Here is a 14,703-nt window from a genome sequence, read left to right on the forward strand (position 1 = left end):
TGCACCTCCCTCCAGGGGACTTGACAGACAGTGGGGTCTCGTGTGCACGCGCGTGCACGTGCACGTGTGCACGCTTTACGCGCGCGAGGCCCCGCCGGAGCCCGGCGGGGCCTTCGTTGATGACCTTCAGTGACGCGGGCCGTGCTGCTCCAGCACCTGCTGCGCGTACTGCATGAGGTGGTTCCACAGCCTCGCGTCGCCTGCTGCCCGCTTGTCGACCGCGAGCATGAACAGGCGGCACACGCTGGTGAATCCGCCAAGGACGTCATTGCGTCCGGCTTTGACGTCCTTGCTGATACGGGACCGAGTAACGCGGAGCCAGAATTCCATCCGGCCGATCTCGCCTCGGCTTTCGATCGCCTTGCGCTCCTCCTGCTTCAGCCAGTCGTTCCGCCCTTGAACGGAGCGTTCGATCCTGGTGAGGGGGCGCGTCACGCCGACTCCCTGTTACCCAGGTCGTAAATCGACGCGGGTTCACCATAGCCGAGATTCCGGCTGTGCGCACCCTGCTGCTGCGGGTCGGGCGCAGCCTGGAGCTGCGGCGGGTTCTTCTTCCGCTGCTTTTCCAGCTCCTTTTCTTTCCTTTCCCTCACCGTATTCACAACGGCTTCGTCGTGGGCTCGGCGCTTATAGGCGCTCTTTTCCAGGCCCTCGGTGAGGTTCTTCAGGTTTTTCAGGACGTTTCCGAGGGCCCTTTCGACGGGCAGCGCGCGCAGCCTGGCGTGGTACCAGCGGTCGCCCTCCACGTGGGTGTCGCGCAGGTGGACCTGGGTCTCGATCGCGAGGGTCTCCAGGTTCTTGCCGATGTCCAGCAGGACCCGCTGAACGTCGGCCAGGTACCGGGCGGTTGCCTCCGGGTTCTGCGCGACGTCGCGCAGGGGGGAGTGGGTGGGGTCGGTGCTGTTCACGGCGGGGATTCCCTCCTGGTGTACTGGGTGGAGCTGGGACTGCTTCCGGCAGTCGCAGCGAGGGCCAGCCCGCTTGCCTCGGGCTGGCCCTCACTGGTGTGTGCCGGACGGCTGATCAGAAGCGCCACTTGCGCAGCAGCTGGGACGGGTGGCATCGCCAGCAGGCCGGCCCGTGGTCCGGGCCGGTCCACCCGTGGCCGAGGTAGGCGAGCGTCGCGGGGATCGCCAGGACGGTGAAGGACACGGTCAGGGCGCTGACCACGTACAGCCAGACGGGCATGGAGAACTCCTCATTGGATGCCCGCGGATGAGCGGGGCGGGGCGGTGCTGCGCCTCCAGGGCGGGGCGCTTCACGGTGGCTGTTTGGGGCACCGTGATCTCACGAGACCTTGCGGAAGCGGGCCCGTGCGATCTCAAGGCGGCGGCCGGCGGTAGCGCGTGAGACGCCGAGGATGTCCTTGGCTTCGTCGACTGAGACGGTGTCCGCACCCTGGCGCCGGTACATGAGACTGAGCAGTGAGGTGATCTGCCCCTCGATCTCAGCGTCCCGGGCGAGCGCAGGGCGGCCGGTCTCAGCCGAGCGCAGCGGGACCGGAGTCGCGCCGCCGCCCGCAGAGGCTGTCTCACGCTCTGACGTGCGCGTCTCACTCGTGTGAGACGTCGTCTCAGTCGTACTCACCGGGTCGCTCGTCTCAGTGGAACCGGTCTCAAGCTCCCGGCGCGTCTCACTCTCGCCCGTCTCAGCAACGAGTGCTGGGGCGGTGCGAGGGTGGGGAACCGTCTCACCGAAGCCGGTGAGATCGGCGGCCCGGGTGTGCTCGGTCTCACCGGCGGGCGCGGTGCGCGTGGTCTCATCCGGCCCGGCGCCGCCCGCGGTGCCGGTCTCACCGGAGTCCGTCTCGCTGGGCTCCTTGGTGATCTGATGGATGCGCCACATCACCCACGGAGCGATGGCGGCGACGCCGACGATGAGCCACCACAGCGGGTGCCCCTTCTTGTCGACCCCGACCAGTCCGGCGGCCGCGAGGTGGTAGATCGCGTTCGCGGCGACCATGAGGACCAGCGCGCCCGCGACGTCGCGGTGCCGGCGGAACGCCTGCACGACGTAGACGTCGATCGCCAGTGGCAGCGCCCAGGCCACCTGCCAAGGCCAGCCGCTCAGCTTGGCCAGGGCGAACTCGCCGGAGGCGGTGAGGACAATGGTGGCCCCCAGGGCGATCCTGGGTCCCCACGTGTTGACCACGTTCTTCGTCTTCTCCTGCCGGGCGATGAGCGCCTGGGCCCGGGCGACCTCCTCGCGGGTGGCCTCCAGCTCCACCCATACCGACTCCTGCTCGGCACGGGCACGGGAGAGGGCCTGCTCGGCTTCCCGCTTGGCGTCGGCGACCAGGCGGCCCGCCTCCTTCTCGGCCGCCGTGATCCGCTCGGCGGCGGCGGCCTCCGCGCTGGAGATGGCGCCGGCGGCCTTGGCCTCCGCGATCGAACGGACCCTCAGGACGTCCTCTTCCGCACGGGCCTGCGCCTCTTCGAGGACCTGCCGCGCCTCGCCCCGCGTGTCATCGGCGTCCTGCTCCGCCTCGCGCAGCACCTCGTCGGCCTGGCCGCGGGCCTGGTCCAGGATCCTCGCCGCATCCTCTTCAGCCCTCACCATCTCCTCACGGGCCTGAGTGCGCAGCTGCTCGGCGTCCTTCTCCGCCTGCTGACGCATCTCGGCCGCGGCCTCACGGCGGGCACGAGCGTCGTCCTCGGCGGCGGCCACCAGGTCGGCGGCCCGCTGCTTAGCCTCCTTCACCAGGTGCTCGGCGTGCTCGGCGGTGGCGTCGACCTCGGCCTGGACGCGGTCCTTGTTCTGTTCGGCCTCGGTGCGGATCTGCTCGGCGCGCACGCGGGCGGCCTCCACGATCCGGGTGGCCTCCGCTTCGGCCTCGGCCTGGAGCTTCTGCGCCGTCTGGCGGCGGCGGGCGAGGGTCTGCTCGGCCGCCGCCAGGTCACCGTCGGCGATCGTGCGGGCGCGCTGCACGGTCTCCTCGGCCGCCGCGATCTGTTCCTCGGTGAGCTTGCGGATCCGCTCGGCCTGGTCCTTGGCGACGGCGAGGATGCTGTCCGCTTCCACCTGCGCCTTGTGCACGGTGCTGTCGGCGTCGGCGGTCTGCCGACGGGCCTGCTCCAGCAGTGCCTCGGCCTCGGTGCGGGCGGCGGCCAAGAGCTGGTCGGCCTCCGCGCGGGCGGCGGTCACGATCGCTTCGGGGTCGGCTTCCGTCACCGTCGCGGTGCGGGCGGGGGCGGGCTCGGTGGCCGCCACCGCGGTGCCGGCGGCCGCGCTCGCGCCGCCCGTCGTCGCCGTGGAGACCACGGTGGTCTTGGCCCTGGTCGTCGTTGTCTTGGCGGCAGCCTTGCGCGACTGTCGTCGGGTACTCACGGACGGGGGGTCCTTTCTGCTGTACGCCGGCCTCGGCCGCCGTCCCAGAGGATGAGGCGGCGGCCGGGGCCGGATGCGGGGGCTGTGCGGGTCAGTCGCGCCGGGACGACAGCTCGAGACGGGCGGGCAGCGTGCCGCTGTCCTGTCCGAGATGCTGGCGCAGCCAGGCGACGGCGGCCGGGGTCATCGCCCCGGTGTCCGGCTCGCTCAGCGGCGCGGTGTCGATGTCGTGCATCGCGTCCGTGGCCGGGAGCAGCCGCATGTAGTCGGGGTCGACTCCGGCGAGGGCACGGTTGCCGCTCAACTCGGTCAGGTCGTAGAGGACCTTGCCGGTGACGGCGTGGATCCAGGACCGTTCCACCCGGGCGACGAAGGTGTGGCCGGGAAGCCCGAGCCAGAACCGTTCGACGTCGCGGAACAGGACGATGTCGCCCTTGATGTAGGTGACCTTCGGGCGGGTGGCCTGCGACTGGGTCATGTGCGCTCCTCACTCGCATACACCGGTCTGGGGCCGGCGGGTCCGGGCTGTCCGGCTCCCCGTCACCGCCCGACCCTGCCGCCCGGGAGGCGGGTGGTCGGTGCGGGCGGATCAGGCAGCCGTCAGGCCGTCAGCGCTCCAGCTGGCGCTTGAGTCGCTTCAGGTCGGCGGTGGACATGCCGGCCACGGCGCGGCGGACCGCGTCCTCACCGCCGGAGGCAGCGGCGTCGATCACCCTGCGGGTCCGGCTGCTGGTGGTGGCGGCGCGGGTCGCCTGGGCGGTGACCTGCGAAAGGGCGGCGGCGAATTCGTCGAGGTTGCGCATGAGGTGGGCCCCTTTTGCTCTCGGGTGTGGTCCGGACTGTCCGGCTCCCGTCACCGCCCGGCCCGGCCGCCGTGGGGTCGGCGGTCGGTGCGGGCGGATCAGGCAGCCGTCAGGCCAGCGCGGCGACGGGACGGTGCGGGTCGATGACCCGGCCGTCGGGGAGCAGCTCGCCGGTGTCCTCGAAGAGCACCAGGCCGTTGCAGAGCAGGCTCCAGCCCTGTTCCGGGTGGGCGGTCACGACGTACGCGGCCTCCCGGTCCGGGCTGTCGGCCGTCGGGCACTTCGGGGTGTGCGTACACAAGGAGTCCGGCAGCGTGGCGTCGGTCGTCGCGGTGTCGAGCGGGGTTTTGCTACGCATGGGCTCTCCTACGGGGGAAGCCCGAGACTCTCCCGGGCTGAAGGCGTGCGAAAGGCCGGTCGCCCGTGGTGCGGGCGGCCGACCCGGTGGAGCGGCAGGGTGCGGGAGGGGAAGTGGACTGCCGTCCCTGGGGGCGGGCGGTCAGGCGGGGCCGTAGCGGCGGGCGAAAGCTGCCGCCGCGGTGAGGACGTTCAGGACCTGGTCGACGGTGCGGCCGGGGTGGGCGTCCCAGCTCTCGTAGTAGGCGTACGGGGCGCCGGTGGCAGCGCGGACCAGGAGCGCGATGATCTCAGCGACGGTCAGACGGGTGTCGATGCTGAGCAGGCCGTCGGTGTCGATGCGCTCGGCGTAGATGAGTGCGTCCCGTAGGGAGCGTCCGGCGGTGATGTCGGGGTTCCAGCCGGCGGTCCGCAGGATCTGCGCGGCGCTCTCGGCGTGCGCGGCCAGCGCCCGCCCGGTCAGCGGCATCCCGCTGCCGCCCCAGGCCATCCAGTCGATGCCCGGTGCGAGCCGCCGGGCCTGCTCGATCCACGCGGTCACCGCCTGCTCGCTGAGCACCGGCGCGGACACGCCGGTCAGGTAGGTCTCCACGTCTTGGGCGAGCTCGCCGCGCTCCTGGGCCTGGCGACGCAGGACGATGTCCTGGGCGAAACCGGTCACGGTCACTCTCCTCTTCAGCGTTGCCGCTGTTTCTGTCGGGTGGGGTGGAGGTCAGTAACGCGGTGCCCGGCATCCCACGCCGTGGCGGCCGCCAGCGCGGCGGCCGCCAGCAGCAGGCGTGCCAGGGGATGTCTGGGACCGACCGCGAGCGCGGCCCGGGCGGCGCGATGCTGCGCCGCCCGGGCCGCGTCTATGAGCGGTCGCGTCACCGGGGTCGCTTCTCCGACTGGTCGTTGACCTCGCGGACCTTGCGCGACAGTTCTTCGTGACCCTCGTCGTCCAGGGCGGGGGTGGGGATACGGTTGCGCATCAGGCCACCGCCGTCCCGGCCGTCTGCGTGTTGGTCTGGCAGTTGCCGCGGCACTGCCAGGACCCGCACAGACCGCAGGCGTCCTGCTCCTCCTCGTACAGCCCGTTGAGCCGGGCCCGCATCTCGGCGACCGTGCGCGGGACGCGTCGGCTGGCCGGGATCGAGGCGTCCTGGGCGCGGACGACGGCCAGGAGGTGCGCGCCGAGCGCCGCCTCGGGCTCGACGCTGGGCATGCGGCGAACCGGACGGGTGCGGTCGGTGCGGTGGCCGTTGATGGCGGTCAGGACCCGGGCGAACATGTCGTCTCCCTGTGGCGCCTGCGCCTCGCCGCGTGTGATCATCGTGGTGTTCAAGGAAGGCTCGCTTTCTTGATCACGGACGGCCCTGGAGCTCCGACCTCCTGGGGCCGTCCACCTTCGACTGGCCGAGCGGCCAGCCACGACCCGTCTCCCGCCCTGTTCTGCTCTGGTGGGCGGGAGACGGACCGTGGCGGGCCGTCAGGCAGCCGCGGTGTACGAGACGTACGACCGCTTCGCGGGGCGGATCAGGTAGTCGCTGTCCGTCCACACCGTGCCGACCGCGACCGGCTGCGAGTCCGGGCGGAGGGTGTCGCGGACGATGACCGCCCACCGGGCCGCCGCCCGTCGCAGCAGCTGCGCGGCGTCGACCGGGTCGGTGACGAGCGCGAGGACCTCGAACCGGCCGCCCACGGTCTGGTAGATGGCGCCGGGCTGGCGGGGGCCGATCTCGTCCTGGACACTCGGGCGGGTCTGGCGGGATGCGATGCTGTGCACGTGGTCTGTCCTCTCTCATGGGATGACCGCGAATAGGAACCCCCAGGGAGAGCAGCCCTGGGGGTTCATCGCGTGCGGGCCCCTCGGCGGGGCAGTGCGTCCTGCGCACTCCACCGGCTACCGAACCCCGTCCCGGAGCGCGGTCGACGATGGGCAGCGCAGGCTGCGGAACAGAGAGGGAACTCGGTCAGTCGCCCAGCGGGACAGGCCGACTCTCCTGCGGGGCGTCGCCAACGAGCTGCTGCTCGCGTCGCCCGTCGACCCGGTGCGTGGCACGGTCCAGCCGGCGCCACTGCTGGGCACGCGGGATGGCCGGCGTGGCCGCGGCCCGGAGCGCCATCTCGTGCTGTTCGTATGCCAGTCGCACGGAGGCGTCGGTGTGCCCCATGCGGATCTCCAGCTCGCGACCGACGGGGCAGCGGGTCCGCCCGGTCCGGCACACCGCGCACTCGCTGCGGTGCTCGTTGACAGCGGTGCGGGCCCGAGAACGCGCCGCCAGCAGACGCGCGCTGGGCCCGGGGATGGAGGCCAGGCGGTGCACCGGCGCGGCGGGGGCCGGGAGCGGCTTGGAGTGCTGGCGGGCGGAGCGACGTCCGGTCGCCGTGCTGTCCGCCTCGAGGAGGCGCCGACCCCACTCCTCGACGGTGATGTCGATGACGACGCGCTGGGCACTTCCGGGGCAGCGGCGGCCACCGGCCGGCTTGTCGCCGAAGTAGCGGCGCTCGGTCTTCTCGACGGGGGCGCCACTGCGGTGGGGCAGGATCATCGACCTTTTGAGGCGGTGCCAGGTGTCGCAATCCGGGCAGACCACCAGGGTCGGCTCGTTCTCGCGGAGGTTGAGGTGCTCGGGCCGCATCTGGCTGGCCTTGAGCGGGGCACGTCCGTTGTGACGCATGTTCGTCTCCCTTGCTGTTGCGTTCTCCGACCGCCGCAGTTCACCCCCATGGAGGCGGGCGGGCTGCGGCAGGCGGGCAGCGCAACGGCTGCGGGTGGCGCAACTGGCTGCTGCTCTCGGGGGACCGCGTCGTACTCGTCACCCCGGCCGCGCCTGCAAGCGGCGGACAGCCAGACGTATGGAGTTGAGGGGCGGAGATTCCCGCTGTTTTGCGGTGGTGCGGTCTTGCGTCTCCGCTGTTGGCACCTGATAGACGACCAACCATGTCGACGTGGATAACCTAATCAGTACACTCGTGCCGTGTCAACCAGGTTGGGCAGGCTATCTATTCGAGCGAGGTGGCACTACGATGTGGCCCATGACGGACGAGGCCATGCAGCCCTTTGAGCGCATCGCGCAGGATGTGCGCGAACAGGTTCGGCTCGGGCAACTCAAGCCCAGCGACAAACTGCCGAGCACCAGGGAGTTGGCGAGCAAGTACGCCGTCGCGCCCGGCACGGTGCAGCGCGCCTTCGCCGAGCTTCGACGGGACGGGGTCATCTACTCCCACACAGGCCGCGGGAGCTTCATTCGCGAAAACGCCCTGGAGGCACTTGCCGACCCGACCACGCAGGCCATCAGACGCCTCGAGGAGCAGGTCGCCAATCTGACTGCGCGACTCGAACGTGTCGAGCAGAACCAGAGCAGCGGGTCGGCACAGCCCTGAGCCCGACCATGACGCAGTGCTGCCTCGTTCTCCTGTAGTGGCAACCACGGCGCCTCCCGTTCGTCATCGACATTCACTTCGACGGAGATCAGCTTCGGGGTTGCGGGCGTCTCGGCGAGATGTCCCGGCGTGGAAGGGGTGTCGCAATAGCGTCGCAACAGGGCTCTTTCCGCCTGGCAACAGACCGTCATAGAGGTGTGTAGTGATCGCAGTTGAGCAGTGGACAGGCGAGGAGGCACTGCTGTTGCGATCAGTAATGCGTGCATCGGTGCGGGGGTTCGCCGATCGCCTCGGGATCAGCCCGCGAACGGTTTCCCACTGGCAGAGGAACAGAAGCAGCGTGTGCCGTCCGCAGATGGCACAGATCCTCGATACGGCGCTCAACCAGTGCACCCCGGAGGAGCAGGAGGCGTTTCGTCTGCGTCTGGCTGCCCTTCGCGGCTCCGCAGTCGCGGCCTCGGGCGCCGATACTCCGCGGCCAGCGCCTTGCACCGTTGTCTCCCACAAGTTCCTGCCGGCCTACGTGGGCGAGCAGATCGCCTCCCTGTACGCCGTCGGCGCTCCCGCGCCTTCCGGCCCGGGGGGCTTAGAGCGCCGGACGCTTCCGGCGGGACACCACTCGGCTCAGTCGTCGACGGTCCACGTCTACGGGTGCGGCGTCGCCGTAGTGCACCTAGAGGAGCATCATCGCGTCGAATCGCTGACCGATCTGGCGGTGTGGCGATACCGCACGTATCTGCAGGAACCCGCCTGGGCGGGCGAGCGGATCACGCAGCTCATGAAGCTCCACGCTGCCGAGGGAACGCCCAGTCGCGAGGTGCCTGCGCCGCAGTACGTGCTGTCGGTCTACGAACTCCGCGAACACTCCTGGACGAGCGCGGGTCTGGACACCGCCCTGCAGCTCTTGGCCACGCCCTCTGTCCTGGTCAATCGCCAGGACCCGGAGAACGTCGTCTCGCTGGGACCGGACGTCGAGGCCGCCAAGTTCCGCGAAAGCTGGGCTCACGCCGAGGCTGTCCCCTTCGGAGGCGGCGTCTCGAAGGGTGTCGCCGGATGGTCCGGGGTCTCCTACCACCCCCAGCCGGATGAGCGCGCCCTCACGACAAGTCAGATCGTCGCTCTGGAGCTGGATGTCCAGGCATTGTGGGCTCTCTCCTCCCACGTCCTGCACACCGTCGAGGACGGCCACGACCCGGTGATGCCGCCCGAGTATGGCTGGCGTTTCCTACGGAGTGCGTACTACAGGCTCACAACCGCGCGTCCCACCGAGACGGCTCAGCACCGTGTGATGCGCGAAGCGATTTTGACCACGAGTGAACTCCCCGATCGGCTGCGCGCCGCTCAGGACGCCCTCCGAGACAGCAGGCCGTGATGGCATGGGAAAGGTGGACGGGTTGAACCCGCGATCGACAGCGCTTCTGGTCATCGACGTACAGCAAGGCTTCGTCAACCAGCACAGCCGCGATGTTGTCCCAACGGTCATACGGCTGGTGGACGGCTGGCGAGCAGCCGGTGCTCCGGTGGTCTTCACCCGGTTTCACAATGCGCCGGGCTCGCCCTACGAAACGATTTCCGGCTGGAAGCGGCTGCGTACCGCCGAGGAACAGGCGTTCGTGCAGGATCTGGCTCCCTTCATCAACGACTCGGCCCTGGTCATCGACAAAGCTCAGGCATCAGTCTTCACGCCCGAGGGATCGCAGCTCATCCAGGACGCCGGCTGGCGTGACCTGGTGCTGTGTGGCATCGACACCGACGCCTGCGTGTACGACTCCGCCACAGCTGCCTATCAACGGGGCTACCGGCCGTGGATCGTCACCGACGCGTGCGCCTCCAGCGGCGGCTCCCAGTACCACGAGGCCGCCCTGCTACTCGCGGCCCGGAACCTGGGCGCCGATCAGCTCGTCACCAGCGACATCGCTCTGTCTCGAATCAGCGGAACTGGGGAGTTCCAGTGAGTACACCTTCGCTCGACGCCGACGTCCTGGTAGTCGGGGCCGGCCCCGCTGGTGTGGCGGCCGCCCTCATGGCCAGCAGCCTCAACATGAAGGTGCTCGTCGTGGAGTCCGCCAGCGTCGGCGGCAAGCTCCAGACCATCGGTGCACTGGAGAACGTCTCCGGCAACTGGACAACCGGCCCCCAGCTGGCCGAGGCCCTGACCACGGATCTGGCACGCCTTGAGGAGGCGGGTCGATGCTCACTGGTCCGATCGCGCGCTGTCAGGGTCAAGGGGCACTCGGACCGAGCAGAAGTCCTCCTCGCGAACGCCCAGGTGCTCACCGCGCAGGCCGTCGTGGTCGGCACGGGCGTGGCGGCGATGACGCCTTCCGACACCGATTGGATCAGCGCCGCGCCATCGCTGTCCACGCCTCCGCTGTGGCGTGCGACGCCCGAGCAGATCGGGCCGCAGACGTACGTTCTTGGAGGTGACAGACCGCTGGGCACCTGGCTGCGGGCTCATCCTCAGTCCTCCGTCACACTCCATGTCCTCGCCCCGGCAACGGACGACTACAAACTGGCGGAGGTGTCAGGGGACGATCGAGTCCGGGTAGTTCCGGTTTCTCACGTCGCCATTTCACAGGCCCTTCATGGAACCGACTTCATCGTGGAGGTCGAGAATCGCGGAGGTGAGCGCAGCACCTATGTCGCAACGGCCGTGCTGAGCAATCTCGGCAATCGGCCGGCGGCTCTTGAAGGGCTCGCGGTGGACCAGGACGGATACTGCCCTCCAGACATGCAGCACCCTCGGGTCTTCATCGCCGGGGATCTGCGGTCGGGTCGGTTCCAGCGCATCACCACGGCACAGGGCTCAGGAGCCGAAGCAGCCCTGGCGTACTACTACTCCACCGCGCTTGAGCGGGTCTGAACCGGTGCAGGTCGCGACGATGGCGCCGCTGCAGGACCCGACACGTGGTCCTGAGGCGCATGCCGACTGCTCGTGGAACGGTAGAGTGATCCCGATCGTTGATCAAAAAGAAGAGTGGCCCCGTCGATCGCCCTTGAGCAAGGCGAGAGGGGCCACGTGGCCAACGGACCTTGTGATGGGGGTCCGGAAGCCTGCCGAGCACCCTTTTCGCGAGAAGGAAGGTGCCGACGTGATCAGGGTACCCGTACCCGCCACTCGACACACCGCACCCCGCCGTGGGGTCAGCAGCCATGCCGGTTGCTGGTCCGTCGACGGGGCGTTCGTGTTGTCCGTGCACGTCCCGGTCCGCGCCTCTGGTGAGGGGGCCGGGATGACGTAGTCGTCGCGGGGCGGCGCCCGTACGGGTCTTCGTGCCGCCCCCGGGTCGCTCAGCTACTGGTGATTGGGAGTCACCTCGGCTCAGCGCCCATCTGCCACCGGAGAGCTTGGGAGGCCCTCCGAGGGTTCTGCCAACTGGTTGGGAGCCGGTTGAGCAGTTCAACATCCGTTCGATTCCACCCGAACGCGAAGCACCATCAGGGGCTTCGTCATGCCGTGAGGCGAGCCCCTCGACACAGGAGTCATTGTGCATGACCATCCTGCGGGCCGCCAGCTTCGGCATGCCCGCACATACCTGCCATACCGCGCAGACCAGTCACATCGCCGTGTGACCGTGGCTGACATCACGTCGTGCGCGGGACCCGTGAGCCCGATCGATGCGGCTGAAAAGCACCGGCCCGGAGTGCGCCCGCTCGTGCTCGGTGCCGTCAGGCGTCGTGTTCCGCGTGACGGGACCAGTTCCAAGATCTTTAGTCGCCTGGCGGGAGTGTGCGGGGCTTTCACCTCTGATCGGGGTCTGCCCACAGGCGCCTTGGTTCACGGTCGCTGGATGACTGCGATCACGTTCTCTGTCTGGGCAGGCCGGTGAGTGCCGTGGCGGCGCCGGCCGCTGTCGGGTTCCGTGTGCCGGCTCCACGGCGCCGACGGACGCGTCGTGGGCCTGTTCCGGTCCAGGGTGTACCGGCGCCGAGGTGCGAGGCGGGGCATCCGCTGACGCTCGGGGACATTACTGGGGCGCGGCTGAGGAACGCCGTGTACGCGCTCCTGGAGATGCCTGGCCTGGACGGTGCGCTGGACACGGTGCGGCTGGCGGTGATCGTGCTGGCGTCGAGGACGCCGTCGGAGACCGGCGAGGTGGTGATCCGTACGGGTGAGCTGGGCCGGTGGATCGGTCTGTCGGCGTCGCGTACCGCAAGTTCGGTGGTGCCAGGTCTGCGCCGGTCCGGGCTGGTCGAGGTGGAGACGGAGCCGGGCGAGTTCGGTCAGGACGATGCGCTGCGGTGCCGGCTGCTGCCGATGTGGAAGGCCCGCGGCATGGTCGGGCACCCGCTCAACCTGAAGAAGAGCGAGCTGGCGACGCTGCTGCGGCTGATGGAGGCCGTGATGGCACCGGGCTGGGCGCACCGGGATGGCCGTGTGACTCCGGCCGGGCTACTCGGGGTGCGTACGGGGCGGGGTGCGGCGACGGACCGGCTGGCGCTGCTGCTGCTGGTGCTGGAGGCGCGGGAGACCGGTCGGGTGCGGTTGTGCGGTGGCCGGGTCGACAAGCGGTACGGGCGGCCGACGGCGACGTTGGCGCGGCTGCTGGGGTGCTCGATGTCGCGGGCGGAGCGGGCGCTGGCTCGTCTGGAAGACGCTGGGCTGGTGGAGCGTCCGCGGAAGCGGACCGCGTCCGGGTTGCAGCAGGAGTCGCGGCTGGTGGTCCCGGCGGTGGCGGCCGCGCACAGCAGCCCCCACGCTGACACCGGGAACGGGGACCGTCAGGCAGGCTCAGGTGGTTCTGATCGCTGTGTCGGAGAGCTCGCAGATACGGCAGGGCCTGATAAGGGTTCCCTGCCGTCGGCGAAGTCGCAGGTCAACGGCGTGAGTGGGCGTTGCGGTTCGGATGAGGGAGACCTCGCGAATACGGCAGACCTTCACACTGATCACCCTCACCTGGTTACTCCTGTCTCTTCCTCAGCTGTCTCCCGTGGTTTTTCCGGCGAAGGCCGTGGTGGGATCCGCCGTCGGCCGGAGCGCGCGTGCGTGCGCGAGCAGCGGACCGCCGAGGACGCGACTTCCGAGTCGGCCTTGCCCGTGGCGAAGGCTGGCCCGCTCCGCGGGGAAAAGCCCGGAGAGGTCCACGGAGGCAGAGCGAAGTCGGCGACGGCGGGCGTACGACCTCGGTGGCTGTTTGCCGTGGACGAGCGTCCAAGGCGGCGGCACCGGAGTGTGGCGGACCTGGATGACCTGCGCTTGCGGGTGGCACTGGCCCCGGCCGCGGAGCTGTGGGACCGGCTGAACCCCAGGCAGCAGGCCGTGGCCAGCCAGGCCGCGCTGCAGGCCCTGCAGGAGGTGGCTGAGATCGCCGATGACAGCACCGCGCCGCGGCTGCTGGCCGACCGCTTGACCGACCGGCTGGAGGAAGTCGGCGGGCAGGCCCTGGTACGCGATCCGATGGGCTGGCTCCTCGGACGCGGCCTGGTCCAGCGGCCGGCCTGCGCGGACCCGCGCTGCGACGACGGGATCCGCCTCGACACCCGCGCCGACTGTCCCACCTGCACCACCGTCATCGCCGACCGGCGCGCTCAGCGCGCCCGCCTGCGGGCCCTGGCCGACGAGCAACTCGCCGGCGCCGGTACAGCCCAGCGGCGCGCGCTCTACGAACAGCAGCTGCGCGAGCACGCACTCCGCGAAGCGGCGCGTGCCGAGGCGCGTCGCGCGCGGGAGGCCGTCGCGGTCCAGGCGCGGCGGGCGGGGGCGGCCCGCCGCCGTGCGCAGCAGGAGGCCGCTGCGCAGGCGCGCAGGTCTGCGCCCTGCGCGGAGTGCGGTCTGCCGGACGCGGCCGGACTGTGCCCGCAATGCACCCACCGCCAGCGCATCCAGACCCTGCTGCACCAAGCGGTCGACCTTGCCGTCGCCGTCCGCGCGGATCTCGACGACCCCGACAACGTCGCCCAGCTCACCGAACAGTGCGCAGCCGACACCAAGGCCCTGCTCGCCAAGGCCAGCCGGCACAACGACAGCCAGCCGGAGCTTCGGTCCCTCACCGAAAGGGAGGTGGCCGACCGCATCCTGGCCGAGCGCCGCACCAGCGCCCTGAGGCGGCTGCTGCGCAGCGAGGAAGCCGACGCGGAGGCGGAGACGGTGTACGAGATGGTCCTGCGCCGCCACCCCACCGCTCACCGCGCTGCGGAGGAGGCGGCCGAGCAGGCCCGGCACCGCACCGCCCAGTACCTCCTGCAGCAACGGCTCGGCCAGCTCCGCGTACTGCGCATCCGTGCCGCGGCGGGACGACTACCACAGCGAACCGCCTGAACACCGGCGGGCCTGTCAGCAGCCGCCGCTAACCTGGCAGTTGACGTTCCGCGTGCCCGTCGATGGCCGACCTGACCACCCGGAGGCTGATCGAGTGTCTGTTCCCCCTCCGTACAGCCCCCAGGACGATCTCGTTCCCGCGTGGGGACGCAAGCTCACGGTGCCGTGCCCAGCGTGCACGTTGCCAACACACCGTCACCGGACGATGGACTACGACGGGGTCACCACCTACCGTTCCCAGGCCGGCCAGGATCCCGCCCGCGCGGTCGACGGTGAAGAGCCCGAGCACGAAGTGGCCTGGATCGCGCTGATGCCCGGGGACTACCCCGCCCGGCTCTTCGCCGACAGCGAGATCTACCACCTCGCCGGCGGGATCGCCTGGCCCGGCCCCCACCACCGCGATTACGGCACCGCCAAGGTCACCCACGACGCCTGCTGCCCGGGCCGGCACCGTACCCCGCCCGCCACCAGCCGGGGGGCCGATGAGCTGTGGAGGGCGATGCGCCTCAGGCTGGCCCGGGGACCACGGTCCCAGCCCTGACACCCGTCCCCTGACCCCGTGCCCCCTTGGACGCTGCCCGCCGCTTGGGC

The 14,703-nt window shown here is 70.3% G+C and carries 17 protein-coding genes; 6 read left to right on the forward strand and 11 right to left on the reverse strand.

Annotated elements, in window-relative coordinates; all coding sequences use genetic code 11:
- Positions 1-126 precede the first annotated feature (126 nt).
- The 11 genes from IE251_RS36910 to IE251_RS36960 form a co-directional block, all read right to left on the reverse strand.
- Entirely contained in the window at positions 127-435 is a 309-nt protein-coding gene (locus tag IE251_RS36910) for a hypothetical protein (protein ID WP_189757308.1), read from the reverse strand.
- Positions 432-908 carry a hypothetical protein gene (locus IE251_RS36915; RefSeq protein ID WP_189757309.1) on the reverse strand — a complete coding sequence of 159 codons (477 nt, stop codon included), beginning with the start codon at positions 906-908 and terminating at the stop codon, positions 432-434. The genes IE251_RS36910 and IE251_RS36915 overlap by 4 nt, the downstream gene beginning before the upstream one ends.
- Before the next feature lie 115 nt (positions 909-1,023).
- A complete protein-coding gene (locus IE251_RS36920) occupies positions 1,024-1,188 on the reverse strand; it encodes a hypothetical protein (protein ID WP_189757310.1) in 165 nt (54 codons plus the stop codon).
- Between the two features lie 99 nt (positions 1,189-1,287).
- The gene (locus IE251_RS36925) at positions 1,288-3,327 is read right to left on the reverse strand and encodes a coiled-coil domain-containing protein (protein WP_189757311.1); all 2,040 of its coding nucleotides are present in this window, start codon (positions 3,325-3,327) and stop codon (positions 1,288-1,290) included.
- Positions 3,328-3,418: 91 nt separating this feature from the next.
- Positions 3,419-3,805: a hypothetical protein gene (locus tag IE251_RS36930; protein WP_189757312.1), complete on the reverse strand. Its 387-nt coding sequence runs from the start codon at positions 3,803-3,805 to the stop codon at positions 3,419-3,421.
- 130 nt (positions 3,806-3,935) lie between these two features.
- Positions 3,936-4,130 carry a hypothetical protein gene (locus IE251_RS36935; RefSeq protein WP_189757313.1) on the reverse strand — a complete coding sequence of 65 codons (195 nt, stop codon included), beginning with the start codon at positions 4,128-4,130 and terminating at the stop codon, positions 3,936-3,938.
- 109 nt (positions 4,131-4,239) lie between these two features.
- Complete coding sequence (locus IE251_RS36940; protein ID WP_307784810.1) at positions 4,240-4,431, reverse strand: DUF5999 family protein; 192 nt, start codon at positions 4,429-4,431, stop codon at positions 4,240-4,242.
- Between the two features lie 198 nt (positions 4,432-4,629).
- On the reverse strand, positions 4,630-5,148 hold the full coding sequence (locus IE251_RS36945; RefSeq protein WP_189757315.1) for a DUF6197 family protein: 519 nt from the start codon (positions 5,146-5,148) through the stop codon (positions 4,630-4,632).
- Positions 5,149-5,457: 309 nt separating this feature from the next.
- Positions 5,458-5,757: a hypothetical protein gene (locus tag IE251_RS36950; protein WP_189757316.1), complete on the reverse strand. Its 300-nt coding sequence runs from the start codon at positions 5,755-5,757 to the stop codon at positions 5,458-5,460.
- Positions 5,758-5,955: 198 nt separating this feature from the next.
- A complete protein-coding gene (locus tag IE251_RS36955; RefSeq protein WP_229897094.1) occupies positions 5,956-6,252 on the reverse strand; it encodes a hypothetical protein in 297 nt (98 codons plus the stop codon).
- A 187-nt stretch (positions 6,253-6,439) separates the two neighbouring features.
- The gene (locus IE251_RS36960; RefSeq protein WP_189757317.1) at positions 6,440-7,147 is read right to left on the reverse strand and encodes a hypothetical protein; all 708 of its coding nucleotides are present in this window, start codon (positions 7,145-7,147) and stop codon (positions 6,440-6,442) included.
- A gap of 358 nt (positions 7,148-7,505) precedes the next feature.
- On the opposite strand from IE251_RS36960, the gene IE251_RS36965 reads away from it, so the two are divergent.
- The 6 genes from IE251_RS36965 (at position 7,506) to IE251_RS36990 (ending at position 14,653) form a co-directional block, all read left to right on the forward strand.
- Positions 7,506-7,853 (forward strand): GntR family transcriptional regulator, encoded by a 348-nt coding sequence (locus IE251_RS36965; protein WP_189757318.1) that lies wholly within the window; start codon positions 7,506-7,508, stop codon positions 7,851-7,853.
- Between the two features lie 355 nt (positions 7,854-8,208).
- Positions 8,209-9,225, forward strand: a complete 1,017-nt coding sequence (locus tag IE251_RS36970; protein ID WP_229897095.1) for an XRE family transcriptional regulator — start codon at positions 8,209-8,211, stop codon at positions 9,223-9,225.
- A gap of 4 nt (positions 9,226-9,229) precedes the next feature.
- A complete protein-coding gene (locus tag IE251_RS36975) occupies positions 9,230-9,808 on the forward strand; it encodes a cysteine hydrolase family protein (RefSeq protein WP_189757320.1) in 579 nt (192 codons plus the stop codon).
- Positions 9,805-10,716, forward strand: a complete 912-nt coding sequence (locus IE251_RS36980) for an FAD-dependent oxidoreductase (protein ID WP_189757321.1) — start codon at positions 9,805-9,807, stop codon at positions 10,714-10,716. The genes IE251_RS36975 and IE251_RS36980 overlap by 4 nt, the downstream gene beginning before the upstream one ends.
- Positions 10,717-11,847: 1,131 nt before the next feature.
- Positions 11,848-14,112, forward strand: coding sequence for a hypothetical protein (locus IE251_RS36985; protein WP_189757322.1), 2,265 nt, complete (start codon positions 11,848-11,850; stop codon positions 14,110-14,112).
- A gap of 205 nt (positions 14,113-14,317) precedes the next feature.
- The gene (locus IE251_RS36990; RefSeq protein ID WP_189757323.1) at positions 14,318-14,653 is read left to right on the forward strand and encodes a DUF6083 domain-containing protein; all 336 of its coding nucleotides are present in this window, start codon (positions 14,318-14,320) and stop codon (positions 14,651-14,653) included.
- The last annotated feature ends 50 nt before the right edge of the window (positions 14,654-14,703 follow it).

Origin of the sequence: Streptomyces eurythermus (assembly GCF_014649115.1) — a bacterium.
Taxonomy (GTDB): domain Bacteria; phylum Actinomycetota; class Actinomycetes; order Streptomycetales; family Streptomycetaceae; genus Streptomyces; species Streptomyces eurythermus.